The organism is Paraburkholderia sp. FT54 (assembly GCF_031585635.1).
Lineage (GTDB): Bacteria > Pseudomonadota > Gammaproteobacteria > Burkholderiales > Burkholderiaceae > Paraburkholderia.
The window spans coordinates 2,602,307-2,626,361 of sequence record NZ_CP134195.1 but is presented as its reverse complement, the minus strand read 5'-3'; the positions used below and the strand labels follow the sequence as shown (position 1 = coordinate 2,626,361).

The following is a 24,055-nucleotide window of genomic DNA, read 5'->3' as shown; positions in this document are numbered from 1 at the left end:
CGCGCAGATTCACTCGATGCCCCGTCCGTCCAGCCCGGCTCGCACCACGCAGGTCGCCATCGTCGCCTTGCCGCCCGTGTCGATGTCGGGCGTCGGGCCGATTGTCGACGCGCTCAATCTCGCCAATGAAATCGACGGCCGCGCGCTGTACCGCGTGCAGGTGTGCTCGTGGGACGGCCGCGCGGTGCCGCTCGCGGGCGGCGCGCACTGGCCCGCCGACGCCGCGTTCGGCGACGCGATTTCGTGCGACTGGCTGATCATCGTCAGCGAGCGCTTTCAGCAATTCGCCGACTATCGCCTCTTTCTTGCGAGCCTTTCGCGCGTCGGCCAGCGCACGCCGCTCGTCACCGGCATTCATCACGGTGTATGGTGGCTCGCCATGGCAGGGCAGTTGTCCGGCTATCGCGTGAGCGTCAACTGGGAAACCTATCAGCAGTTCTCCGAGCAGTTCGAGCGCTCCATCGTCACGCAACAGATCTTCGAAATCGACCGCGATCGCGCGACCTGCGCGGGCGGCCAGGCGACCGTCGACTTCATGCTGGCGATGATCGGCCGCGAGCACGGTCCCGAACTCGCGGATCGGATCGCGGACACGCTCGGCGTGGGCGTATTGCGCGCGGGCGAGGAGCGGCAGCGTATTCCGTTCGTGACCGCGCCGGGCGAGCGTCATCCACGCCTGAACGACGCGTTGCTGCTGATGGAAGCGAATATCGAAGACCCGCTCACCACCGATGAGATCGCGGGTCTCGTCGGCGTGTCGCGGCGGCAGTTGGAGCGCCTGTTTCGCCAGTATCTCGGCTCGATGCCGTCCAAATACTATCTGGGACTGCGGCTTTCGAAAGCGCGCACGCAATTGCAGCGTACCAGCAAGTCGGTGGTGCAGATCAGTCTCGCTTGCGGGTTTTCGTCGGCGGCGCACTTTTCGAATGCGTACCGCGAACGCTTTGGTGTCACACCACGCGAGGATCGTCGTAACTGGATCGACAAGCAGACCGGCGCGAGCGGCGCCGCGGCCAGCGAACCGCGGCCGGGCGCGCTGATCGAACGGCCGGATCAGGCGGATTGAAACGCACGCAAGCGCGCCGGCTCGGGCTGAACCCCGGCCGATTCGCGTGGAACCTCATAGAAAGCGTCGCGTATGCGCAAGACGTATCGCCTGCGGTTTCCTACACTACCTGTATTACCTCTCACCTGTAACGAGGATTTGCCATGAACGACCTGACAGTGACACGCCAGACCTTCGACGAAGTCATGGTACCGGTGTTTTCGCCCGCCGCCTTCGTGCCGGATCGCGGTCTCGGCTCGCGCGTCTGGGATACGCAAGGCCGCGACTATATCGACTTCGCCGGCGGCATCGCCGTCACCGCTCTCGGTCATGCGCATCCCGAACTGCTGAACGTGCTGCACGAGCAGGGCGGCAAGCTGTGGCACATCGGCAATGGCTACACCAACGAGCCGGTGCTGCGCCTCGCCAAGCGCCTCGAAGACCTGACGTTCGCCGACCGCGCGTTCTTCGCCAACTCGGGCGCGGAAGCGAACGAAGCCGCGTTGAAGCTGGCTCGCCGCGTCGCGTTCGAACGCCATGGCACGGACAAATTCGAAATCATCTCGTTCACGCAGTCGTTCCATGGTCGCACGTTCTTCACGGTCAGCGTCGGCGGCCAGCCGAAGTATTCGGAAGGTTTCGGCCCGGTGCCGGCCGGCATCACGCATCTGCCGTACAACGACATCGAAGCAGCAAAGAAAGCCATCGGCGCGCAAACCTGCGCGGTGATCGTCGAGCCGATTCAGGGCGAAGGCGGCGTGATCCCGGCGGATCCGGCGTTCCTCAAGGCGCTGCGCGAAGCCTGCGATCAGCACGGCGCACTGCTGATTTTTGACGAGGTACAAACGGGTGTGGGCCGCAGCGGCTATTTCTACGCATACGAGGAAACCGGTGTGACGCCGGACATCCTCACCACGGCCAAGGCGCTCGGCAACGGTTTCCCGATCGGCGCGATGCTGACCACCAACGAACTGGCCGCGCATTTCAAGGTTGGCGTGCACGGCACGACATACGGCGGCAATCCGCTCGGCGCGGCGATCGCCGAAAAGGTGGTCGAGCTGGTCAGCGATCCGAAGCTGCTGGAAGGTGTGCGCTCGCGCAGTGAAGCGTTGAAGGGCCACCTCGCGAAGCTCAACGAACGCTTCGGTCTGTTCACGGAAGTGCGTGGCCGAGGTCTGTTGATTGGTGCGGAATTGACCGATGCATTCAAGGGTCGTGCGAAAGATTTCGTCACGGCAGCAGGCCAGCACGGCGTAATCATGCTGATGGCCGGACCTGACGTGCTGCGTTTCGTGCCGTCGCTGATCATGCCGCTCGACGACATGAACGAAGGCTTCGAGCGACTCGCCAAGGCCATCGAGAGCGTTGTCGGCGCGAAGGCCGAAGCGGCGTCGAACTGATCCACGGCATTGATCACGCGTCACATTCAACAGGAACGATGATGCTCTTCGTACGCCCAGGCCGCCTCGCCGATCTCGACGCGCTCGAACATATGGCCCGCACCGCGCAGCCGGTGCTGCATTCCCTGCCGCACGACCGGCGTGCGCTCGAAGCGCGCGTCGCGTTGTCGGAAGACTCGTTTCGCGCGGAAGTCGATTTTCCGGGTGAGGAGTTCTATCTGTTCGTGCTCGAAGACGCGCTGAGCGGCAAGCTGATGGGCACGGCGAGCATCGTTGCCGCGGCCGGCTACTCGGATCCGTTCTACGCGTTTCGCAACGACGCGCTGATTCATGCGTCGCGCGAACTGCACGTGAATCGCAAGATTCACGCGCTCACCATGTCGCATGAGCTGACCGGCAAGAGTCGCCTCGCGGGCTACTACATCGATCCGTCGCTGCGTGGCGACGCCGCCGCGCATCTGATGTCGCGCGCGCGGATGATGTATATCGCCGCCAATCGCAAGCGCTTTACGCCCGAGGTGTTCTCGCTGCTGCTCGGCGTCACCGACGACAACGGCGTGTCGCCGTTCTGGGAAGCGGTGGGGCGCAAGTTCTTCGGCCGCAACTTCGCCGACATCGAGATCGAATCGGGCGGCCGCAGCCGCACGTTCATCGCCGAAGTGATGCCCACGTATCCCATCTATGTGCCGCTGCTGCCCGAGGCGGCGCAGCGGGTGCTCGGCGAGCCGGATTCGAAGGCCTTGCTCGCTTACGACATTCATCTCGAGGAAGGCTTCGAGACGGATCGCTATATCGACATTTTCGACGCGGGTCCGGTATTGACCGCGCAGGTGGATCGCAGCGCTTGCGTCACGCGCAATGAAACGCGGATGGTGCACGAGAGCAATGCAGCCGCTGACGGTTCGACGTATCTGATCGCGCATAACGGCGCCGACGGCGAGTTTCGCTGCGTGCTCGGCGAATTGACAGCGGGTAAAGAAGCTGGCGCGTCGTTGCCGCACGCGGCGCGAGCGGCGCTCGGCGTCGAAGAAGGCGACACGGTGCGCTGCGTGCCGCTGCACCAGCCGCGTCAGGATGAACAATCGGGAGAGGCACGATGATCGTGGTTCGCGTTGTGCAACGAGGCGATGTGGACGCGCTCATGCGGCTCGCGCAGGAAACCGGCCCGGGTCTGACCACCTTCAAGCCGGACCGCGAGGCACTCGCGGCACGCGTGGAACGCGCGCGCCGCACGATGGAAGACAAGGCCGAGCCGCATGAAGCCGGCTACTTCTTCGTGATGGAAGACACCGACACGGGCGACGTCGCCGGTGTGTGCGGCATCGAAACCGCAGTCGGCCTGCAACAGCCGTTTTACAACTATCGCGTGAGCACGGTGGTGCATGCGAGCCAGGACCTCGGCATCTGGACGCGCATGCGCGCGCTGAACATCTCGCACGACCTGACCGGTTATGCCGAAGTGTGCTCGCTGTTCCTCAGCCCGCGTTATCGCACGAGCGGCGTGGGCGGCTTGCTGTCGCGCTCGCGCTTCATGTTTCTCGCGCAGTTTCGCGAGCGCTTTCCGCAGCGTCTGTGCGCGGAACTGCGCGGCCATTTCGATGCCGAAGGCACCTCGCCGTTCTGGCGCGCGGTCGGCTCGCATTTCTACCAGATCGATTTCAACGCGGCGGATTATCTGAGTTCGCACGGCCGCAAGGCGTTTCTCGCCGAACTGATGCCGCGCTATCCGGTGTATGTCGAGTTGTTGCCGGAAGAGGCGCAGCAATGCGTGGGTCTCACGCACAACGACACGATTCCGGCGCGCCGCATGCTCGAATCGGAAGGGCTGCGTTACGAGAATCACGTCGATATCTTCGACGCGGGTCCGGTGCTCGAATGCCATATCGCCGATTTGCTCACCGTGCGCGAGAGCGTGGTGGTGCCGGTCGAAATCGGCGCGTCGAGTACGCCGCAGGATGGACCGAAATCGATGGTGTCGAATACGTCGTTGGGCGATTTCCGCGTCGGCGTGGTGGCGGGCGTGCCGCAGGACGGCGTGTTCCGCATGAGCGCGATGGAAGCCGCGGCACTCGATATCAAGGCGGGCGACCTCGTGCGCGTGCTGCCGCAGAAACACAAACAGGGATGATCATGAGCGAGCTTTTCATCGACGGCGAATGGACCGCCGGCACAGGACCCGCATTCGCGTCGCACAACCCGGGCACGGGCGCGATGGTGTGGGAAGGCAACAGCGCCTCGGCGGACGACGTCGATCGCGCGGTGCGCAGCGCACGCCGCGCCTTCGCCGCGTGGTCGGCCTTGAGCCTCGACGAACGTTGCGGCGTGGTGCGCCGCTTCGCCGCGCTCGTGACCGAACGCAAGGAAGCGCTGGCTGAAGCGATCGGCCGCGAAACCGGCAAACCGCTGTGGGAAGCGCGCACCGAAGCGGCGTCGATGGCGGCCAAGGTCGAGATTTCGATTCAGTCCTACAACGAACGCACTGGCGAGAAGCGCTCGGCGATGGCGGACGGCACGGCGGTGCTGCGGCATCGTCCGCATGGCGTGGTGGCCGTGTTCGGGCCGTACAACTTTCCTGGTCATTTGCCGAACGGGCATATCGTGCCGGCGTTGGTCGCGGGCAATGCGGTCGTGTTCAAGCCATCGGAACTCGCGCCCGGCGTCGCCGCGCTCACCGTGCAGATCTGGCGCGACGCGGGTTTGCCCGCGGGCGTACTGAATCTCGTGCAAGGCGAGAAAGACACCGGCATTGCGCTCGCGAATCACCGGCAGATCGACGGCCTGTTCTTCACGGGTAGTTCGGATACCGGAACATTGCTGCACAAGCAGTTCGGCGGCCGCCCGGAGATCGTGCTGGCGCTGGAAATGGGCGGCAACAATCCGCTCGTGATCGGGCCGGTGGCTGATGTGGATGCCGCCGTGCATCACACGATCCAGTCGGCGTTTCTGTCGGCGGGCCAACGTTGTACATGCGCGCGCCGTATTTTCGTGCCGAACGATGCGGGCGGCGATCGTTTCATGGAACGCCTCACCGAGGTCACGGCGCGCATCACCGTTGGCGAATACAACGCCGATCCGCAGCCGTTCATGGGCGCTGTTATCTCGGCGCGTGCTGCGTCGCGCCTGGTCGCGGCGCAGGAACGTCTGCTGGCCGACGGCGCCAAGGCGCTGCTGAAGATGGAACAACGCGACTCGAAGCTCGGCTTCGTGACGCCCGCGATTCTGGATGTCACAAGCGTGAAGAATCTGCCGGACGAAGAGCACTTCGGTCCTTTGGCACAAATCATCCGCTACGGCAGCTTCAACGAAGCGCTGGAACAGGCCAACGACACGGAATTCGGCCTCTCCGCAGGCCTCCTCGCCGACGATGAGGCGCTGTGGACGCACTTCCAGCGCACCATCCGCGCGGGCATCGTCAACTGGAACCGGCCGACCAACGGCGCATCGTCGGGCGCGCCGTTCGGCGGGCCGGGCCGCTCGGGCAATCACCGGCCGAGCGCGTACTACGCAGCCGACTACTGCGCGTTTCCGATGGCTTCCGTCGAAAGCGCGCAACTGCAAATGCCCGCGAGCGTCTCGCCGGGCCTTCAATTCTAAGGATCGACGATGCAAGCCACTGAAGCCAATTTCGACGGTCTGGTCGGCCCGACCCACAACTACGCGGGGCTCTCGTTCGGCAACGTCGCGTCGCAGAACAACGAGAAGTCGGTTGCGAATCCAAAGGCGGCGGCGCGGCAAGGCCTGCGCAAGATGAAGCGACTGGCCGATCTCGGCTTTCATCAGGGCGTGTTGCCGCCGCAGGAGCGTCCGTCGATGCGTCTGCTGCGCGAACTCGGTTTTTCCGGCGACGACGCGACCGTGATCGCACGCGTGGCCAAGGACGCGCCCGAATTGCTGGCCGCGGCGAGTTCGGCTTCGGCAATGTGGACCGCGAATGCGGCGACGGTGAGTCCGTCCGCTGATACGCACGACGGCCGCGTGCATTTCACGCCGGCGAATCTGTGCAGCAAGCTGCATCGCGCGATCGAACATGAATCGACGCGCCGCACGCTGCGCGCGATGTTCAGCGACGCGGACCGTTTTGTGGTGCACGAGGCGCTGCCCGGCACCCCGGCGCTCGGCGACGAAGGCGCGGCGAATCACACGCGCTTTTGCGCGGAATACGCTGCACGTGGTGTCGAATTCTTCGTGTATGGCCGCAGCGAGTATCGTCGCGGACCGGAGCCGAAGCGCTTTCCGGCGCGTCAAACCTTCGAGGCGAGCCGCGCGGTCGCGCATCGTCACGGCCTCGCGGAAGCCGCCACGGTGTACGCGCAGCAGAACCCCAATGTGATCGACGCGGGCGTGTTCCATAACGACGTGATCGCGGTCGGCAATCGCAACACGTTGTTCTGTCATCAGCTGGCGTTCGTCGAACAGAACGCGGTGTACGACGAGCTGCGCTCGAAGCTCTCCGGCCTGAAAGCGGACTTCAACGTGATCGAAGTGCCGGACGCGCAGGTGAGCGTGGCCGACGCCGTGAGTTCGTATCTGTTCAACAGCCAGTTGCTGACGCGCCCGGACGGCAAGCAGGTGCTGGTAGTGCCGCAGGAATGCCGCGAAAACGCGCGTGTGGCCGCTTACCTCGACGATCTGACGTCGCGCACGGGCCCGATCGACGACGTGCTGGTGTTCGATCTGCGCGAAAGCATGAAGAACGGTGGCGGCCCGGCGTGCCTGCGTCTGCGTGTGGTGCTCGACGACGCGGAGCGCGCCGCGGTGACGCAAGGCGTGTGGATCGACGACACGTTGTTCGGCCGTCTGGACGCGTGGATCGAAAAACACTATCGCGACCGTCTCGCACCGGCCGATCTGACCGATCCGCAATTGCTCGCCGAATCGCGCACCGCGCTCGACGAACTGACGCAGATTCTCGGTTTGGGGTCGCTTTATGACTTCCAGCGCTGAGCGCGATATGCCGGTTTCGATGCTCGACGATTTTCTCGCCTACACGCTGGCGGGCGCGCGGCCGGCCGCGAGTGAGACACAGGGCACGTGTGCCGGCGGCGTGCGCTGGTCGTGGCTTGACGACGGCGTGCTGATGATGGAGCCGGCGACACGGGAAGAGGGCGTGCGCAGTGTGCTCGTCTCCGCCGGCGTGCATGGCGACGAGACCGCGCCGATCGAATTGCTGGGATTTCTGGTGCGCGACATCGCGCAAGGCAGCGCCGCGCTGACTTGCCGCCTGCTGGTGATTCTCGGCAACGTCGACGCAATGCGCGAGGCCTGCCGTTATCGCGACGATGATTTGAACCGCCTGTTTAGCGGTCGACATCTGCAGGTGCCGCAGAGCTATGAAGCGCCGCGTGCCGCCGCACTCGAACAGGCGGCGACGCGGTTCTTCGCGGCAGCGTCGAGCGAGCCCGGCGCGCGCTGGCATATCGACATGCACACGGCGATCCGCGCGTCCGCTTTCGAGCAGTTCGCGTTGCTGCCGCACACAGGCGAGCCGTTTTCGCGCGCGATGTTCGAGTGGCTCGGCGAGGCGCGTATCAGCGCGGTGCTGTTGCATACCGCCAGGGGCAACACGTACTCGCATTTCACGGCGCAAGAATGCGGCGCGCAGGCGTGCACGCTGGAACTCGGCAAGGTGCGCCCGTTCGGTCAGAACGATCTGACGCGTTTCGCCGGTGCCGATCACGCGGTGCGTCATCTGCTGGCCGGCATGCGTGGCGAGGTTCGTGTCGACCTGCCGCGCGCTTTCACGGTGATCGGTCAGATCACCAAGCAAAGCGATGCGTTCGAATTGCTGGTCGCCGCCGACGTGGCGAATTTCACGCCGTTCGCAAAAGACGCCGTGCTCGCGCGCGACGGCGAGTACCGCTATGTCGTGCGGCATGACGAGGAAAGGCTCGTGTTTCCGAACGCGACGGTCAAGCCCGGTTTGCGCGCCGGTTTGATGGTCATCGAAACGACGCAGGACACGTTGTCGAAGCTTGTGTAGTTCATCACGCATGACTCAAACGTTGCGAGCTGGAGCGCGCGCTGACATGTCCGGCGGACGGCACGATCGACCGTTTCGCGGCGAAGTACTTCGATGTGAAGGTGGTGTTGAAGTAACGCGCTGCGCGTCTTACGCGTTTCGTTGTAGCTATTGCAAACGGCCGCTATCGCGGCCGTTTGCATTTGCAGTGGCGGCGGCGCGAGGCCGGCGCCAATCGATCAACGCAGGTTCGCTTCCGGCTGATCGAGATAATCGAACACCACTTCGCCGAGGCCGAGCGTCAGATCGGCAAGCAGATGGCGCGCCTCGACGATCTCCAGCACCGGCAATTCCGCGACCGGCGCGAGCGCGTGCGGCGCCAGTTCGAGCGCGGCGGGGCCGGTCCATGCGCCTTTCAGATCGATGTCCTGAAGGTAGTAGCGCACCAGTTCGCAGATACGCGGCGTGCCGTCCACATGCGGAATCACCTTGAGCAAAAAGTTTGGCGTTTCGAGGCGTTTTTTCTGCTGCGCCAGATCGAGCTGCCGGTGCTTGTAGCCCATCGTGCCGGTGGCGATGCGCACCGGACCGTAGTCGAGCGTGCCGACGAGCGTGTCGGTATGGACGGCGAGCACCGGGTTCGCGAGCTTCTTCGGAAAACCCCACAGCTCGCGGCCGCCGGCGATCGGCGGGTGATCGTCCAGATACATGGCCAACGTATAGCCGCCCGCCACGCCCTTGTACGACACCGGAATCACCTGGCCGCTTTCCGTGTAATCGCCGAAACCCGTCGAATCCGGCATGCGAATGAATTCGTAGTGAACCAGCGGCTCGCCGATCTCGAGCGGCTCGGGCACCACGGCGCGCAGTTTGTCCGGGTCGGTCCGGTAGGTGATGATCAGAAATTCGCGGTTGATGAACCGGTACGGGCCCATGGGGAATGCCGGGCTCGTGATCGGCATGGCGAAGGCATTTGACAGCACGCTTTTGACGTCCATGTTTTTCCTTGCTGGTTAAACGCGGTTGGAACGCTTCTGCACTGCACAAGAGTATCGGTGATTTCGTGCCGGATAGCTTTCAGACGCGTCTCCAATTATTTCAAGATATTGCTTCATAGGCATGTCCGCGCATGGCGGCCTGAGCTAAAATCGGCGCACGCACCGCAGGCGCCGCGGGCTTCACGGCCCGGGCCGGGCGCTCACGGTGCAGCGAAAACCAAAATACAGCAGTAAGCGCCAGGGCGGCGCTTAGCGGGGGGATAACAATGACCACCATCGCAATCGAGAATCCGGGCCGGACGGACCCACCTGGTGCAACGGACGATGCGCAATTGAATGCCAGCTTCGCGCGGCAGCCGATTCTGAATCGGGACGGCATGCTGTGTGGCTACGAGATCAAGGTGCGCGCACCGGAATGGACCGCGGACATGCTCGAGGCCGAGCGTGCCGCCGCGGACGCCGCGGGCGTCGATACCGACGCCTCGTCGGGCCGTGCGCCCGATCCCGCGCAACGCGTGGCGCGAGCCATCATTCGCGGTCTGCTGCAGGGCAATCTGCGCGGCGCGCTGACCGGGCATCCGGCCTACGTCGACGTCAGCCGCGACATGCTGTTCGACGACGCGATCCTGCGGTTGCCCGCCGAGCGCTTCATGCTCGAACTGGCGCCGACGATCGAGTTAGACGACGCGCTGGTGGCGCGCATCGTGCAGCTGCATGGCCGCCGCTATCGCTTCGTGCTCGACGAGGTGACTCAGCCCAACGAAACCTTCGCCAAACTGCTGCCCTACGCGGAAGTCGTCAAGATCGATTTCACGGGTGTGCCGCGCGCGCTGCTGCCGAAACTGGCGAGCGTGCTCAAGTCGGCGGGCAAGCTGCTGGTCGCCTCGGGCATCGACGCGCAAGCCGATTTCGAAACGGCCCATGAACTCGGCTTCGATCGCTTCCAGGGTTACTTCTTCGCCCGCGCGCAGATCTCGGCGACGCGCCGTGTCAGCGCGCCGCGCCATGCCTTGCTGAACCTGCTGCAACTCCTCTCGGGCGATCCGACCGTCGCGCAGCTCGAAGCGGAACTCAAGCTGAATCCGGTGCTGGTCATGCACCTGATGAAGCTCGCCAATTCGAGCGGCCTCGCTGTCGGCCATAAGGTCACGACGCTGCGCGAAGCGATCAATGCGACCGGCACCAACCGCATCGCGCGCTGGACGCAGCTGCTGCTCTACGCGGACGGCCGCAAGGTCGCCCTCGAGGACGATCCCTTGCTGCAACTCGCCGCGACCCGCGCGCGCTTCATGGAACTGGCGATCGAGCGCCTGCCCGAAGCCGGCCGCGACGAAGCCGACGCGGCCTTCCTGACCGGCGTGTTTTCATTCGTCGACGCGGTGTTCGGCGGTTCGCTGGAAAGCACCTTGAACGTGCTGACGTTGTCGCGGCCGATCCAGGCGGGCATCCTGCATCGACAGGGCGTGCTGGGGTTGCTGCTCACCGCCGTCGAAGCGCTCGAACGCGGCGCGTGGCACGAGCTCGAAACGCTGTGCGCGCGCTTGCCGCCGTTGACGGTGGAAGAGGTCGCGGAACTGGGTCTGGAGGCGGGCGCGTGGGCCGGTGTCGCGGACCGCAGCGCGGAAGGGCTGGAAAGAATCGAGGATTGAGGTCAGTGATTCGACCGGAAGCCGCGGCATGCCATGCATGGCGGTCCCGGCGAGGCTGACCCAAATTCAACGTGGCGTCGGGCAAATACAGAACAGGTGAGAGTGAAGCGCCGTGATCAACGATCACGCCAGGTCTTCACATCATCTCCATTTCCCGCATCTGCCCCAGGCCGAAAAAACGGCCTAACTCCCTGGCCAACTCGTTTAACACGCTCATCTCTTTCTGTGAGATGCGCCTTGGCTCCTGGCTATGCGACCAGTCGCCGTAAAGAAGCGCCACGGTCGTATCGCTTTCATCGACGACTGGCAGCAGCACGAAGGCGCGGGCGTCGTCGAATGAGCGGCGGAACCATTCGGGCAGCCGCGCGACCATCTTCGGGTCGCGTGCGTTCTCGATGAAGATGCCCACCGAGTTCGCGATCGCCAGATGGAACACGTCGGGCTCGAAGGCGGTGTTGAAGGTGAGCTTGGGCAACGCCGCGTCGGTCTTCGGTCCAAGCCCCAGGCGCGCCTTGAAGGTGCCGTTGCTGTGCTTGACGAACACGACAGTGCGCGCAAAACCGAGGCCGGCCAGCAGCGTTTCCGCGGCCATCGCCAGTGCCGGCTGGAGCGGGCTGCCGTCGGGCAGGCCGCGCAGATCTTCGACGCCCACCGCGATGCGTGCCTCGGGATTGAGCGCCTCGCGCGCGATCGCGTCCGCATTGGCGCGCAGCTCGACGATCTCGCGCATCACGCCGTCGCCGCCTTCCTCGCGGGCGAGCGCCACGCTCATCTCGAGCAGCACTTCCGGATCGGTGTTCAGCGCGCCGCTATATTCCTGCGCCAGTTCGGCGATGCGTTGCTCGCGCTCCCAGTCCGGCATGTTCTGCTGGGTGAGCACGTCCGCGACCGCCGTGGAGTAATTGGTGATGGCGCGCAGCCACTGCACCTGGCGCGGCTGCGTGACGTCCTGCGGATCGAACTCGCCCATGCCGGAGCGGATCATGTCGGGCAGGCGCCAGCGCACGGCGGCTTCGGCGCCGATTTCGTCGAACGTGACGCCGAGCACCAGCACGCAGGCATCGGCTTCGAGCGTGCCGTCGTCGATATGACGGCGAATCTGGTCCCATTCGGCGTCGAGATAGAACACCACGAGCAGCTTGCCGATCTGCCGCATCAGCGTGCAGACCACGGCTTCCTCGCCGGCGCGCAGATCGCCGCGCTCGGTCAGCTTGCGCGCGACGCAGCCCGACAGCAGCGTGCGGTTCAGTTCGAGTTTCGCGTCGATGCGGCGCGGTGCGCTGTGGTGAAAGTGGTCGACGATCTTCAGGCCGACCACGAGGTGGCCGACCGCGTCCATGCCGAGCACCATCAATGCGCGCGACACGGTCGTGATGTTGCCGCCGAACGCCATGTACATGGCCGAGTTGGCGAGCCGCAGCACTTTTTGCGTGAGGGCGAAGTCGGACAACACCACCTGCACGAGGCCGGTGAAGTCGAGGTCGTCGTTGTTCATCGCTGCCATGGTGGAGCGCAGCGATTGCGACAGCATGGGGAAATCGCCGCGCTCGCTCATTCGCGTCCAGAGCCGGTCGAGCACCGCCGCCTTTACCATGTGAGTCCCGCCAAAGCCATACATGTTCCAATGAGTGCCACGCCGGCCACAGGCCGGCTTGTTCCGCTGCATGTGCGCTTTGCCTGCATCGCTATGCGCTGTGCAAGTGAAGCGTGCGCGCTTCGAAACGCTGCGCGAGTTCGTCGGAGGGCAACGCTTTGCAGACGAGCCACCCCTGGATGTGGTCGCATCCCATCTCGGTGAGCAGCGTGCGCTGCGCTTCCGTTTCGACGCCCTCGGCCACCAGTTCGAGATCCAATGTCTGTGCAAGACCCACGACGGCGCTAACGATTGCCTGATCGTTCCGGGAGGTTAGCAGATTCTCGACAAAACTCCTGTCGATCTTGAGCTTGGCGAGCGGGAAGCGTTGCAGGTAAGCCAGGCTCGAATAGCCGGTGCCGAAGTCGTCGACCGCGAAGCGGATGCCCATCGCGGTCAGCTCTTCGAGCAGACCCTTGGCATGCGCCGGGTCGTGCATCAGCAGGCTTTCGGTGATTTCGAACACGAGGCGGCGCGGATCGATGCCGGTCAGTTCGATCGCCTCGCGCACGGAGTCCTTGAAGCGCGGATCGCGGAACTGCTGCGGCGACACGTTCACGGCCACGTATTGCAGGGAGATGCCTTTCGCATCCCACTGGATCAACTGCATGCAGGCCACCTTCAACACCCAGTTGCCGAGGAAGTTGATCAGGCCGATCGACTCGGCAAGCGGGATGAACATGGACGGCGGCACCAGCCCGTGCACCGGATGCGACCAGCGGATCAGCGCTTCCACGCCGACCACGCCATGCGTGCGGCTGCTCGTGATCGGCTGGAAGTGCAGCGAGAACTCGCCGTTGCGCACACCGTCGTAGAGGTCGGCCTCCAGCTTCAGGCGTTCGGCGTCGGCGGGGTTGTCGTCGGGCACGTAGAAGGCGAGCGTGTTGCCGCCGGCCGCCTTGGCCTGCAGGAGGGCATGGTCGGCCCAGCGCAGCAGATGGGTGTCGTGGGCGGCGGTGTCGTTGGCGTGGCGCACGTCGGGATAGAGCGCGATGCCGATGCTCGCCGACAGATGCACCTGCTGGCCGTTGAACACATACGGCTGCTGGATCGCGGTCAACAGGCGCCGCGCCAGCGTTTCGGCGGCGGCCGCCGCGTCGGTGCGGCTGGCGGCGGGCTTCACGAGGATCGCGAACTCGTCGCTGGCCACGCGCGCCACGGTCTCGCTCGGGCTCGTCATGTTCAGGATGCGGCGCGAGGTGTCGCGCAGCATTTCGTCGCCGGCGTCGTAGCCGAGCGCGCGGTTCACGCGCTGATAGTCGTCGATGTCGAGCAGCAGCAGCGCGGCCGGCGTGCCGTGCGCGTCAGCTTGCTGCTGGACGTCGAGCAGTGCCGGGATCAGCGCCGACTGGTTGGCCAGGTTGGTCAGGCGGTCCAGATGCAGCGCCTGGGTCAGGCGTTCCTCGGTGGCGCGCCAGGCCGACACGTCGAAGGCGGCGATCGCATAGCCTTGGGCGCCGTCGTGGCTGCTGCGCACCACGCGCAGCTCGACGGTGATCGGGTAAGTGAGCGACTTGATCAGACCCAGCGTGGCCTTCTCGACGTTGCCCGAGATGGCGGCGCGCGTCAGCAGGGTGTCGAGCCGCGGCACGTCGGCCGGCGCCACGAGGTCGTGCAGCGTGATGGTCTCGAGATACTCGCGGTGATAACCGATGAAGCGCAGGCTGGCCTCGGACACATAGATGAAGCGCAGTTCGTCGTCGACGTGCGCCAACAGGTCGACGGCGCCGACCACCTGTTCCAGTTGCGCAGCGCGGCTTGCGGCCGTCTGCGGTTTGCCGTCCACGCGCCGGCCGAACGCACGAAGCCGGTCGATGACCGTGCGCAAGGAGCCCCGGCGGGGCGCGGTGATCCTGTTCGCTTCCATGTTTATGGCTGGCAACCTGTATTCGTCTGCAGGCGAGGCGGCACGTTCGCCGCCGTATGAGGGCGGTCGAGAGGTATCAGGCCGCCCCATCAGAACGAGATAACGACCCCTGCGGCGAAATCTTTAGCGCCGGCCGTAAAAAACACCTGATAAGGAAACGCTTGCGCCGCCTCGCAACGGCGCGGGGCCGATTCAGTTAAAGTGCGGCTACCCGACGTCCGTTAATAGGACCAACCTGTTGTGCAGTGCCGGCTATGACGTCGCTGCTGCGTAGCTTACCGAACACTTGCACCGAAGCTCCATGTCTGAACGCCATCAAGCCAAGGCCACTGCCCGGCACATCGAGGTGCTCGACGCAACGGCCGAAGGCGCCGAGCCGTTGGCCGCCGCGCAATTCGTCTATCTGGGCCGCCAGCCGATCCTCGATCGCGACGGCGCGCTCAATGCGTACGAATTGTTGTTTCGAGCCGGCGCGCATAACTACGCCGAAGTCACCGACGACGCCCAGGCGACGGCGCAGGTGGTGGCGCGCGCCCTCGGCGGGATTGGCGTGCCGACGGTGCTGGGCCAGCATCGCGGCTTCGTCAACATCGATCGCGCGCTGCTCTTTAACGACATCGTCCATCTGATGCCGCCCGAGCGCTTCGTGCTCGAAATCCTCGAGACCGTCAAATTCGACGCGCAACTGGTCCGCCGTCTGGGCGAGCTGCGCCGCGCCGGCTTTCAGGTGGCGCTCGACGACGTGAGCGAACTGTCCGACGAGCTGATCGGCGCGCTGCCGCACGCCGACATCGTCAAGATCGACTTTCTGCAGACCGACCGCGCCGTGCTGCCGAAGCTGGCGTCGCTGGTGAGCGGCCAGGGCAAGACGCTGATTGCCGAGAAGGTCGAGACGCGCGAAGACTTCGCGCTCGCGCGCGATCTCGGTTTCGATCTGTTTCAGGGCTACTTTTTCGCCCGGCCGCAGGTGCTGGCCGCGCCGCGCAACCGCTCGCCGCGGCCGGGCCTGTTGCGCCTGCTGGCCTTGCTGTCGCGCGATGCCGGCATCGTCGAGCTCGAAGCGGAGCTCAAGCTGAATCCGAGCGTGGTGGTGCAGCTGCTGCGCCTCGTCAACTCGAGTGCATTCGGGCTCGGGCGCAATATCGCGTCGCTGCGCGAGGCGATCATCGCCACCGGCACGCGGCAGATCGCGCGCTGGGCGCAACTGCTGCTCTACGCCGACAGCGGCGATCTGCCGTGGCGCGCCGATCCGCTGGTGCAACTGGCGGGGACGCGTTCGCGCTTCATGGAACTAGCCGCAGCCTGGCTGCGTCCCGCCGACGACGAATTCGCCGATGCCGCGTTCATGACCGGCATTTTTTCTCTGATTCACGTGGTGCTCGGCAGTTCGCCTGGCGCGGCGCTGGACAAACTCGGCCTCGCGCCGCAGATTCGCGAAGCGATCGTGTCGGGGCGCGGCGAACTGGGCACCTTGCTGCGTCTCGCCGAGGCGGCCGGCGAGGGCGTCGACGCGGCGTCGATCGCGTTGGGCCCCGACGCGCCAGCCGGCTTCGTGGCCTTCACGCCCGAGGTGCTGGCCGAGCTGAATCTGTCGGCCGCGGCCTGGTTTGGCGCGCATATCGAGGAAGCGGTCGCCTGACGCGCGGCGGGGCGGTCGCGCGCGCTTTCCCCGCGTTTGCCGTGGCTGCGTTCACGGCAACGACTTCTGCATCCTTCAGGCTGCTTCTTACGTACCTTGTGAGTACGTGGTCCAATAGCGGAGTTGGCCGGCGTTCTCCTGAACGCGGCGGCCTTGGGTTCATTGGACGAACCGCGTGCATCCACGCCTGGAGGAAGGAAGATGAAGAAGAAATTCATATCGGCGGCACTTGCCGCCGTCGTGTCGGTGGGATTCGCCATGCATTCGCTGACGGCCTCGGCGACCCTCAAGCCGGGCGACGTGGCGCCGGCGTTCACCACGCAGGCCTCGTTGGGCGGCAAGACCTATACGTATTCGCTGGCCGACGAGCTGAAGAAAGGGCCGGTGGTGGTGTATTTCTATCCGGCGGCCTTCACCACGGGCTGTACGATCGAAGCCCACGAGTTTGCCGAAGCCGTCGATGAGTACAAGAAATATGGCGCGACGGTGATCGGCGTGTCGCACGACAACATCGACACGTTGACGAAGTTTTCAGTGAGCGAGTGCCGCAGCAAATTCCCGGTCGCGGCCGACGCCGATTCGAAGGTGATCGGTGCGTATGATGCGGGCCTGCCGATGCATGCGTCGATGGCCAATCGCGTGTCATATGTGATCGCGCCGGATGGCAAGATCATTTATGAATACACGAGTCTGTCGCCGGAGAAGCATGTCGAGAACACGCTGAAGGCGGTGAAGGATTGGGCTGCGACGCACAAGCAGCCGTAACTCCCACGCTCGCCGCACGCGCGATTTTCGCCATGATTTCTTGTTGTGAGAGGTAGGCGTCGCTCGTGCCAGACTGAGTTTTTTTGCCTCGTGAGCTTGCGATGCCGATTCTCGTTGCGTTGATTGCGCTGATCGCGCTGGTGTATGGCGCGGTGCGGGCGTTTTATGCCCTGCAGGCAGGCTTTGGTCTTGCCGTGGCGGTTGGCGTTGCCGTGCTCGTCGCTGTACTGCTGATTGCCGCGCTGGCTTATTGGTGGCGGCGGCGCATGGAAGTGTCAGCGAATGTTCGTGATGGTGATTGGACTCACGAACTCAAAGGCGGTTGGGGGCGGGTGCGCCTTGCCGCCGGCAAGCGGCTGTGTGAGATTCATCTCGGTGACGAGCAGGGGGCTTATATCTTTGCTGATTTGCTTGAGGCGCAAGTGCAGGGCGCCGATGCTCAGTGGCAGGTCGCCTTGAAGGTCAAAGATCCTAAGCGCCAGATTTGGGTTTTGCCTATGCGGGATGGGCGGCAGGCCAGGCAATGGGCGCGGATTTTTTTGCTCGCTGCGGAGCAGAAGCTTTAGGGTCCGGATTTGCTTCTGGATGCTTTGCACTGGTGGCCTTTTCTTAAAGGCACGGTGGTCTTTCGGCATCCATCAAGTAGCGGCCGTCCCCGCCCGGCGAGCCCTGTGAGACTCCCACCTAACGCGAATCCGATCCATATAGAGATACACCACCGGCGTGGTATAGAGCGTCAGCATCTGACTGACAATCAACCCGCCAACAATCGCGATTCCCAGCGGCGCCCGCAGCTCAGCCCCTTCACCGCGCCCGAACGCGAGCGGCAAAGCCCCCAGCAACGCGGCAAAAGTGGTCATCATGATCGGGCGGAACCGCAGCAGACAAGCCTGGTGAATCGCATCCCGCGACGACAGTCCCTGCCGCGACGCCTCGATGGCGAAATCCACCATCATGATCGCGTTCTTCTTCACGATGCCGATCAGCAGAATCACGCCGATCAACGCAATGATGCTGAACTCCGTCTTGAACAACAACAGCGCCAGCAACGCGCCGACGCCCGCTGAAGGCAGCGTCGACAGAATCGTCAACGGATGGATGTAGCTCTCGTACAGCATCCCCAACACGATATACACAGCGGCCAGCGCGGCCAGAATCAGAATCGGCTGATCAGACAACGACTGCTGGAACGCCTGCGCCGTCCCCTGGAAACTGCCGTGGATAGTCCCCGGCATGCCGATCTGCGCCATCGTGTCGTAAATCGCCTGCGTCGCGGTCGACAGCGAAACGCCCGGCGGCAAGTTGAACGATATCGTCGAGGCCACGAACTGGCTCTGGTGATTCACGGCGAGCGGGGTACTTCCCGGTCCGAAGCTCGCCATCGCCGACAGCGGCACCATGGTTTCCTTCGCGGTCGACACGGCCGCGCCCGACGAAGCGCTCGACTTGCCGCTCGCCGCGATCGAATTGATCGCCTGATTGCGCGCGGAGTCGGCAGCAATGCTCGCCGCGCTCAATGCGGTCGTGCCCGCCGTGCCGCCTGTCGTCGCGCTGGTCGACGAAGTGGTCGAGGTCGTGCTCGCCGTTGCCGTCACCGTGCCCGCCGGCGCGTTGGTGGTCTGCGTGCCGCTCGCGCTGCCACCCGAGGTACTGACGTAGATCTGCTTCAGCATGTCCGGGCTCTGCCAGTACTTCGGCGCGACTTCCATCACGACGTGATACTGGTTCAGCGGGTTATAGATGGTCGACACCTGGCGCTGGCCGAACGCGTCGTACAAGGTGTTGTCGATCTGCGCCGGCTTGATGCCGAGGCGCGCGGCGGTGGCCCGGTCGATCGTCACCATGGCTTCGAGGCCGCCTTGCTGCTGGTCGGAATTCACGTCCGCCAGTTCGGGGCGCGCCTGCAGCGCCTCGGTGAGTCTGGGTCCCCACAGGTACAGGTCGGGCGTCGAATCGGCCAGCAGCGTGAACTGGTACTGCGCGTTCGATTGCCGCCCGCCGACGCGGATGTCCTGCACCGCCTGCAGGAACGTCCGCGCGCCGGCCACGTCGCCGAGCGGCGCGCGCAGTTGCTGGATCACCTGATCGGCGGAGACCTTGCGTTCGGACTTGGATTTCAGCGTCACGAACATGAAGCCGGAATTGGTCTGCCGGCCGCCGGTGAAACCGGCCACGCTTTCCACCGCCGGATTCTTGCCGACGATCTCCATCATCTGCGCGAACTTGCCTTTCATGGACTGGAACGAGGTGGCCTGATCGGCCTGAATGCCGCCGATCAGGCGCCCGGTGTCCTGCTGCGGAAAGAAGCCCTTCGGCACGATGATGTACAGCCAGACGTTCAGGCCGATGGTCAGCAGCAGGATCGTCACGATCAGGCGCGGATGCAGCAGCGCCCAGCCGAGCGTGCGCTCGTAGCCGCGCTGCATCGACGTCAGGCCGCGTTCCAGCCAGCGGCCGAAACGTCCTTCTTCCTTCTGCTCGTGCGGCTCGCGCAGCAGGCGCGAGCACATCATCGGCGTGAGCGTGAGGGAGACGATCAGCGACACGCCGATCGCGAGCGAGAGCGTGAGCGCGAATTCGCGGAACAGGCGCCCGACAATGCCGCCCATCAGCAGAATCGGCAGGAACACGGCGACCAGCGAGATGCTGATGGACAGCACGGTAAAGCCGACTTCGCGCGCGCCGAGGAAGGCCGCCTTCATGCGCGGCACGCCATTCTCGATATGTCTCGAGATGTTCTCCAGCACGACGATCGCGTCGTCGACCACGAAGCCGGTCGCGATGGTCAAGGCCATCAGCGAGAGGTTGTCGATCGAGAATCCGAGCAGGTACATCGCGCCGAACGTGCCGATGATGGAGATCGGCACGGCCACGCTCGGAATCAGCGTGGCGCGCCAGTTGCGCAGGAACAGGAACACCACCATCACCACCAGCGCGACCGCGACCACCAGCGTGCGCTCGGTGTCTTTCAGCGAGGCGCGGATGGTGGTGGAGCGGTCGGCGGCCGGCGCGATGTCGACGTCCGCGGGCAGCGACGCGTGCAGTTGCGGCAGCATCGCGGTGACACGGTCGATGGTGTCGATGATGTTCGCGCCCGGCTGGCGGTACAGAATCACCAGCACCGAACGCTTGCCGTTGAAGAGGCCGAGGTTGCGCAGATCCTCGACCGAATCGACCACCTCGGCCACATCGGAGAGCTTCACCGCCGCGCCGTTGCGATAGGCGATGACCAGATCCTTGTATTGCGAGGCCTTGCTGGCCTGGTCGTTGGTATAGATCTGCACGCGGTTCGGGCCGAATTCGATCGAGCCTTTCGGGCTGTTCGCGTTGGCGGCGGCGAGTGCCGCGCGCACGTCTTCGAGACCGATGCCGTAGTGCGAGAGCGCATTCGGCTCCAGTTCGACACGCACGGCCGGATTGGCCGAGCCGCTCACATCCACCTCGCCGACGCCGTCCACCTGCGACAGCGACTGTTGCAGCACGGTGGCCGCGGAGTCGTACAACTGGCCGGCCGTGAGCGTTTTCGACGTGAGCGCGAGAATCAGGATCGGCGCGTCGGCTGGATTGACCTTGTGGTACGTCGGGTTGCTGCGCAGGCTCGCCGGCAGATCGGCGCGCGCCGCATTGATGGCGGCCTGCACGTCGCGCGCGGCGCCGTCGATGTCGCGGTTCAGGCCGAACTGCATGGTGATGCGCGTCGAGCCGACCGAGCTCGACGAGGTCATTTCGGTGACATCCGCGATCGTGCCGAGATGCCGTTCGAGCGGACTGGCGACGCTGGTCGCCACGGTATCCGGACTCGCACCCGGCAATGTGGCCTGCACCGAAATGGTCGGGAAATCGACCTGCGGCAGCGGCGCCACCGGCAGTTTGGTGAACGCGAAAACACCGGCCAGCGCGATGCCGATCGCCAGCAGCGTGGTGGCGACCGGGCGGGAGATAAACGGACGCGACAGATTCATCGCTCAGTTCCCTGCATCGGTGACGGGCGGCGTGGCGCCTTTGGACGGCCCACCGCGATTGAAGCGCTCGCGCGCGCGCCGGCCGAGCGAATCGAACGCGAGGTAGATCACCGGCGTGGTGAACAGCGTCAGCAACTGGCTGACGATCAGCCCGCCCGCAATCGCGATACCGAGCGGACGGCGCAATTCGGAGCCCGCGCCGGTGCCGAGCATCAGCGGCAGCGCGCCGAGCAGGGCGGCGAGCGTGGTCATCAGGATCGGCCGGAAGCGCAGCAGACACGCCTGGTAGATCGCTTCGCGCGGCGGCTTGCCTTCCTCGCGCTCGGCGTAGAGCGCGAAGTCGATCATCATGATCGCGTTCTTCTTCACGATACCGATCAGCAGCACGATACCGATGATGCCGATGATGTCGAGATCATGTCCGGTGATCAGCAGCGCCAGCAACGCGCCGACGCCGGCCGAAGGCAGTGTGGAGAGAATCGTGATCGGATGAATGAAGCTCTCGTACAGCACACCCAGCACGATGTACATCGTGATGATCGCCGCGAGAATCAGGAACAGTTCGTTCGACAGCGACGCCTGGAACGCCAGCGCCGCGCCTTGATAGCGCGTCTGGAACGACGGGGGCAAGCTGATGTCCTTCTCCGCCTGGTCGATCGCCTTCACCGCCGCGCCGAGCGACGAGCCCGGCGCGAGGTTGAACGACACCGTGGTGGCCGGGAACTGGCTCAGGTGCGTGACCAGCAGCGGCGCGGGCTTCTCGATGAACTTCGCGATCGACGACAGCGGCACCTGCCCGCCCGTCGACGTGGAAGAGGGCAGATAGATCGACTTCAGCGATTCGGTGTAATGCTGCATCGCCGGCTGCGCTTCCAGAATCACACGGTACTGGTTCGACTGCGTGAAGATGGTCGAGATGATGCGCTGGCCGAACGCGTCGTACAGCGCGCTGTCCACGGTGGCTGGCGTGATGCCGTAGCGCGACGCGGTGGCGCGGTCGATTTCGACGTAAACGGACTGGCCGTTGTCCTGCAGATCCGTGGCGACATCGGCCAGTTCGGGTGACTGCTTCAAGCGGTCGATCAGCTTCGGTACCCACGTGGTGAATTCGCCGATGTTCGGATCGGTCAGCATGAACTGGTACTGCGTCGGACTCACCGTCGAGTCGATCGTCAGGTCCTGCACCGGCTGCATGTACAGCGACACGCCGGGAATATGCGCCACGTCCCGCTGCAACTGGCGGATCACGTCGCTCGCGGTGTGGCTGCGGTCGTCGCGCGGCTTCAGGTTGATCAGCATGCGGCCGCTGTTCAGCGTGATATTGCTGCCGTCCACACCGATGAACGAGGTCAGGCTCACCACATCCGGATTCTTCAGGATCTGCGCGGCGAGCGCCTGCTGGCGCTCGGCCATCGACGCATACGACACCGACTGCGGCGCCTGCGTGATCGCCTGAATCACGCCGGTGTCCTGCACCGGGAAGAAGCCCTTTGGAATGAACACATACAGGACGCCAGTCAGCACTAGCGTGAGCACCGCGACGACCAGCGTGGAGCGTTGCCGGTTCAGCACCCACGTGAGCGCGACCGCGTAACGCGCGATCACCCAGTCGATCGCGCGGTGCGCCTTGGCTTCGAAACGGTGGCTCTCGTGCGGCGGCGTGTGGCGCAGCAGTTTGGCGCACATCATGGGCACGAGCGTGAGCGACACGACCGCCGAGATCACGATGGTCACGGCGAGCGTGATGGCGAATTCGTGGAACAGGCGGCCCACCACGTCGCCCATGAAGAGCAGCGGAATCAGCACGGCGATCAGTGACACCGTCAGCGAAATGATCGTGAAGCCAATCTGTTTCGAACCCTTCAACGCGGCTTCGAGCGGCGCTTCGCCTTCTTCCACATAGCGCGCGATGTTCTCGATCATCACGATCGCGTCGTCCACCACGAAGCCGGTCGCGATGGTCAGCGCCATCAACGATAAGTTGTCGAGCGAGAAGCCGCACAGGTACATCACGGCAAGCGTGCCGATCAGCGAGAGCGGCACCGAAAGACTCGGAATGATGGTCGCGTAGATGTTGGCAAGGAACAGGTACATGACCAGCACGACCAGCACGACCGACATGGCCAGTTCGAACTGCACGTCGCGCACGGAAGCGCGGATCGTGGTGGTGCGGTCGGTGACGATCCGCACGTCGAGCGCGGCCGGCAACGACTGCTGCAACTGCGGCAGCAGCTTCTTGATGCTGTCCACCACCTGGATCACGTTCGCGCCGGGCTGGCGCTGCACGTTCAGAATGATCGCGGGCGTGCCGTCGACCCACGCGCCGAGCTTGGTGTTCTCCGCGCCCTGCACGATGGTGGCGACGTCGGTGAGCATGACCGGGCGGCCGTTCTTGTACGCGACCACGGCGCTCCTGTACGCCTCGGCGTCGGTCAACTGGTCGTTCGCGTTGATCGTGTAGTTGCGCGTGGGACCGTCGAAGTTACCCTTCGGCGTGTTGACGTTCAGGTTCGAGATGGTGGTGCGCAAGTCGTCCAGATTCAGGCCGTACGCGGCGAGCGCGAGCGGATTCGCCTGAATGCGCACGGCCGGGCGCTGGCCGCCCGACAGGCTCACCAGACCCACGCCCGCCACCTGCGAGATTTTCTGCGCGAGACGCGTGTCGCCCAGATCCTGCACCTGAGTGAGCGGCAGCGTCTTCGAGGTGAGCGCGAGCGTGATGATGGGCGCGTCGGCCGGATTGACCTTGGCGTAGATCGGCGGCGCGGGCAGGTCCGACGGCAGCAGGTTGCCGGCCGCGTTGATGGCGGCCTGGACTTCCTGCTCGGCGATATCGAGCGGCAGATCGAGGCTGAACTGCAGCGTGATGATCGACGAGCCGGCCGAGCTCTGCGACGACATCTGATTGAGCGACGGCATCTGCCCGAACTGGCGCTCGAGCGGCGCGGTCACCGAGGACGTCATCACGTCCGGACTCGCGCCCGGATAGAAGGTCTGCACCTGGATGGTCGGATAGTCGACCTCGGGCAACGCCGACAGCGGCAAAAAGCGCAGCGCGACGAGACCGACCAGCATGATCGCCGCCATCAGCAGCGCGGTGCCGACGGGACGCAGAATAAAGGCGCGAGATGGATTCAT

The 24,055-nt window shown here is 64.6% G+C and carries 16 protein-coding genes; 11 read left to right on the top strand and 5 right to left on the bottom strand.

Annotated elements, in window-relative coordinates:
- Nucleotides 1-16: 16 nt before the first annotated feature.
- The 7 genes from RI103_RS12170 (at nt 17) to astE (ending at nt 8,425) form a co-directional block, all read left to right on the top strand.
- Nucleotides 17-1,066, top strand: a complete 1,050-nt coding sequence (locus RI103_RS12170) for a GlxA family transcriptional regulator (protein ID WP_310812260.1) — start codon at nt 17-19, stop codon at nt 1,064-1,066.
- A gap of 143 nt (nt 1,067-1,209) precedes the next feature.
- Complete coding sequence (locus tag RI103_RS12165; RefSeq protein WP_310812259.1) at nt 1,210-2,445, top strand: aspartate aminotransferase family protein; 1,236 nt, start codon at nt 1,210-1,212, stop codon at nt 2,443-2,445.
- Between the two features lie 41 nt (nt 2,446-2,486).
- Nucleotides 2,487-3,545 carry an arginine/ornithine succinyltransferase subunit alpha gene (aruF, locus tag RI103_RS12160; RefSeq protein WP_310815227.1) on the top strand — a complete coding sequence of 353 codons (1,059 nt, stop codon included), beginning with the start codon at nt 2,487-2,489 and terminating at the stop codon, nt 3,543-3,545.
- Nucleotides 3,542-4,573 (top strand): arginine N-succinyltransferase, encoded by a 1,032-nt coding sequence (gene astA / locus RI103_RS12155; protein WP_310812258.1) that lies wholly within the window; start codon nt 3,542-3,544, stop codon nt 4,571-4,573. Before aruF ends, astA begins: the two co-directional genes overlap by 4 nt.
- A 2-nt stretch (nt 4,574-4,575) precedes the next feature.
- Nucleotides 4,576-6,039, top strand: a complete 1,464-nt coding sequence (gene astD, locus RI103_RS12150; protein ID WP_310812257.1) for a succinylglutamate-semialdehyde dehydrogenase — start codon at nt 4,576-4,578, stop codon at nt 6,037-6,039.
- Between the two features lie 9 nt (nt 6,040-6,048).
- The gene (gene astB / locus RI103_RS12145; RefSeq protein WP_310812256.1) at nt 6,049-7,389 is read left to right on the top strand and encodes an N-succinylarginine dihydrolase; all 1,341 of its coding nucleotides are present in this window, start codon (nt 6,049-6,051) and stop codon (nt 7,387-7,389) included.
- A complete protein-coding gene (gene astE, locus RI103_RS12140) occupies nt 7,373-8,425 on the top strand; it encodes a succinylglutamate desuccinylase (protein ID WP_310812255.1) in 1,053 nt (350 codons plus the stop codon). Before astB ends, astE begins: the two co-directional genes overlap by 17 nt.
- A gap of 218 nt (nt 8,426-8,643) precedes the next feature.
- Here astE and RI103_RS12135 read toward each other — a convergent pair whose 3' ends face one another.
- Entirely contained in the window at nt 8,644-9,402 is a 759-nt protein-coding gene (locus RI103_RS12135) for an acetoacetate decarboxylase (protein WP_310812254.1), read from the bottom strand.
- A gap of 266 nt (nt 9,403-9,668) precedes the next feature.
- On the opposite strand from RI103_RS12135, the gene RI103_RS12130 reads away from it, so the two are divergent.
- Nucleotides 9,669-11,051, top strand: a complete 1,383-nt coding sequence (locus tag RI103_RS12130) for an EAL domain-containing protein (RefSeq protein ID WP_310812253.1) — start codon at nt 9,669-9,671, stop codon at nt 11,049-11,051.
- A gap of 136 nt (nt 11,052-11,187) precedes the next feature.
- On the opposite strand, the gene RI103_RS12125 is transcribed toward RI103_RS12130, so the two are convergent.
- Entirely contained in the window at nt 11,188-12,645 is a 1,458-nt protein-coding gene (locus RI103_RS12125) for an HDOD domain-containing protein (RefSeq protein WP_310812252.1), read from the bottom strand.
- A gap of 91 nt (nt 12,646-12,736) precedes the next feature.
- Nucleotides 12,737-14,551 (bottom strand): sensor domain-containing phosphodiesterase, encoded by a 1,815-nt coding sequence (locus RI103_RS12120; protein ID WP_310812251.1) that lies wholly within the window; start codon nt 14,549-14,551, stop codon nt 12,737-12,739.
- Nucleotides 14,552-14,852: 301 nt separating this feature from the next.
- On the opposite strand from RI103_RS12120, the gene RI103_RS12115 reads away from it, so the two are divergent.
- The 3 genes from RI103_RS12115 to RI103_RS12105 all read left to right on the top strand — a co-directional run bounded on the left by RI103_RS12115 (nt 14,853) and on the right by RI103_RS12105 (nt 17,521).
- The gene (locus RI103_RS12115; protein WP_310812250.1) at nt 14,853-16,190 is read left to right on the top strand and encodes an EAL domain-containing protein; all 1,338 of its coding nucleotides are present in this window, start codon (nt 14,853-14,855) and stop codon (nt 16,188-16,190) included.
- Nucleotides 16,191-16,391: 201 nt separating this feature from the next.
- Nucleotides 16,392-16,955, top strand: a complete 564-nt coding sequence (locus tag RI103_RS12110; protein ID WP_310812249.1) for a peroxiredoxin — start codon at nt 16,392-16,394, stop codon at nt 16,953-16,955.
- Between the two features lie 101 nt (nt 16,956-17,056).
- Nucleotides 17,057-17,521, top strand: coding sequence for a hypothetical protein (locus RI103_RS12105; protein ID WP_310812248.1), 465 nt, complete (start codon nt 17,057-17,059; stop codon nt 17,519-17,521).
- A gap of 72 nt (nt 17,522-17,593) precedes the next feature.
- On the opposite strand, the gene RI103_RS12100 is transcribed toward RI103_RS12105, so the two are convergent.
- The gene (locus RI103_RS12100) at nt 17,594-20,917 is read right to left on the bottom strand and encodes an efflux RND transporter permease subunit (RefSeq protein ID WP_310812247.1); all 3,324 of its coding nucleotides are present in this window, start codon (nt 20,915-20,917) and stop codon (nt 17,594-17,596) included.
- Nucleotides 20,918-20,920: 3 nt separating this feature from the next.
- The gene (locus RI103_RS12095; protein WP_310812246.1) at nt 20,921-24,055 is read right to left on the bottom strand and encodes an MdtB/MuxB family multidrug efflux RND transporter permease subunit; all 3,135 of its coding nucleotides are present in this window, start codon (nt 24,053-24,055) and stop codon (nt 20,921-20,923) included.

Coding starts and splice junctions, on each gene's coding strand:
- RI103_RS12170 (WP_310812260.1), top strand. CDS start 17: ATGCCCCGTCCGTCCAGCCCGGCTCGCACCACGCAGGTCGCCATCGTC.
- RI103_RS12165 (WP_310812259.1), top strand. CDS start 1,210: ATGAACGACCTGACAGTGACACGCCAGACCTTCGACGAAGTCATGGTA.
- aruF (WP_310815227.1), top strand. CDS start 2,487: ATGCTCTTCGTACGCCCAGGCCGCCTCGCCGATCTCGACGCGCTCGAA.
- astA (WP_310812258.1), top strand. CDS start 3,542: ATGATCGTGGTTCGCGTTGTGCAACGAGGCGATGTGGACGCGCTCATG.
- astD (WP_310812257.1), top strand. CDS start 4,576: ATGAGCGAGCTTTTCATCGACGGCGAATGGACCGCCGGCACAGGACCC.
- astB (WP_310812256.1), top strand. CDS start 6,049: ATGCAAGCCACTGAAGCCAATTTCGACGGTCTGGTCGGCCCGACCCAC.
- astE (WP_310812255.1), top strand. CDS start 7,373: ATGACTTCCAGCGCTGAGCGCGATATGCCGGTTTCGATGCTCGACGAT.
- RI103_RS12135 (WP_310812254.1), bottom strand. CDS start 9,402: ATGGACGTCAAAAGCGTGCTGTCAAATGCCTTCGCCATGCCGATCACG.
- RI103_RS12130 (WP_310812253.1), top strand. CDS start 9,669: ATGACCACCATCGCAATCGAGAATCCGGGCCGGACGGACCCACCTGGT.
- RI103_RS12125 (WP_310812252.1), bottom strand. CDS start 12,645: ATGGTAAAGGCGGCGGTGCTCGACCGGCTCTGGACGCGAATGAGCGAG.
- RI103_RS12120 (WP_310812251.1), bottom strand. CDS start 14,551: ATGGAAGCGAACAGGATCACCGCGCCCCGCCGGGGCTCCTTGCGCACG.
- RI103_RS12115 (WP_310812250.1), top strand. CDS start 14,853: ATGTCTGAACGCCATCAAGCCAAGGCCACTGCCCGGCACATCGAGGTG.
- RI103_RS12110 (WP_310812249.1), top strand. CDS start 16,392: ATGAAGAAGAAATTCATATCGGCGGCACTTGCCGCCGTCGTGTCGGTG.
- RI103_RS12105 (WP_310812248.1), top strand. CDS start 17,057: ATGCCGATTCTCGTTGCGTTGATTGCGCTGATCGCGCTGGTGTATGGC.
- RI103_RS12100 (WP_310812247.1), bottom strand. CDS start 20,917: ATGAATCTGTCGCGTCCGTTTATCTCCCGCCCGGTCGCCACCACGCTG.
- RI103_RS12095 (WP_310812246.1), bottom strand. CDS start 24,055: ATGAATCCATCTCGCGCCTTTATTCTGCGTCCCGTCGGCACCGCGCTG.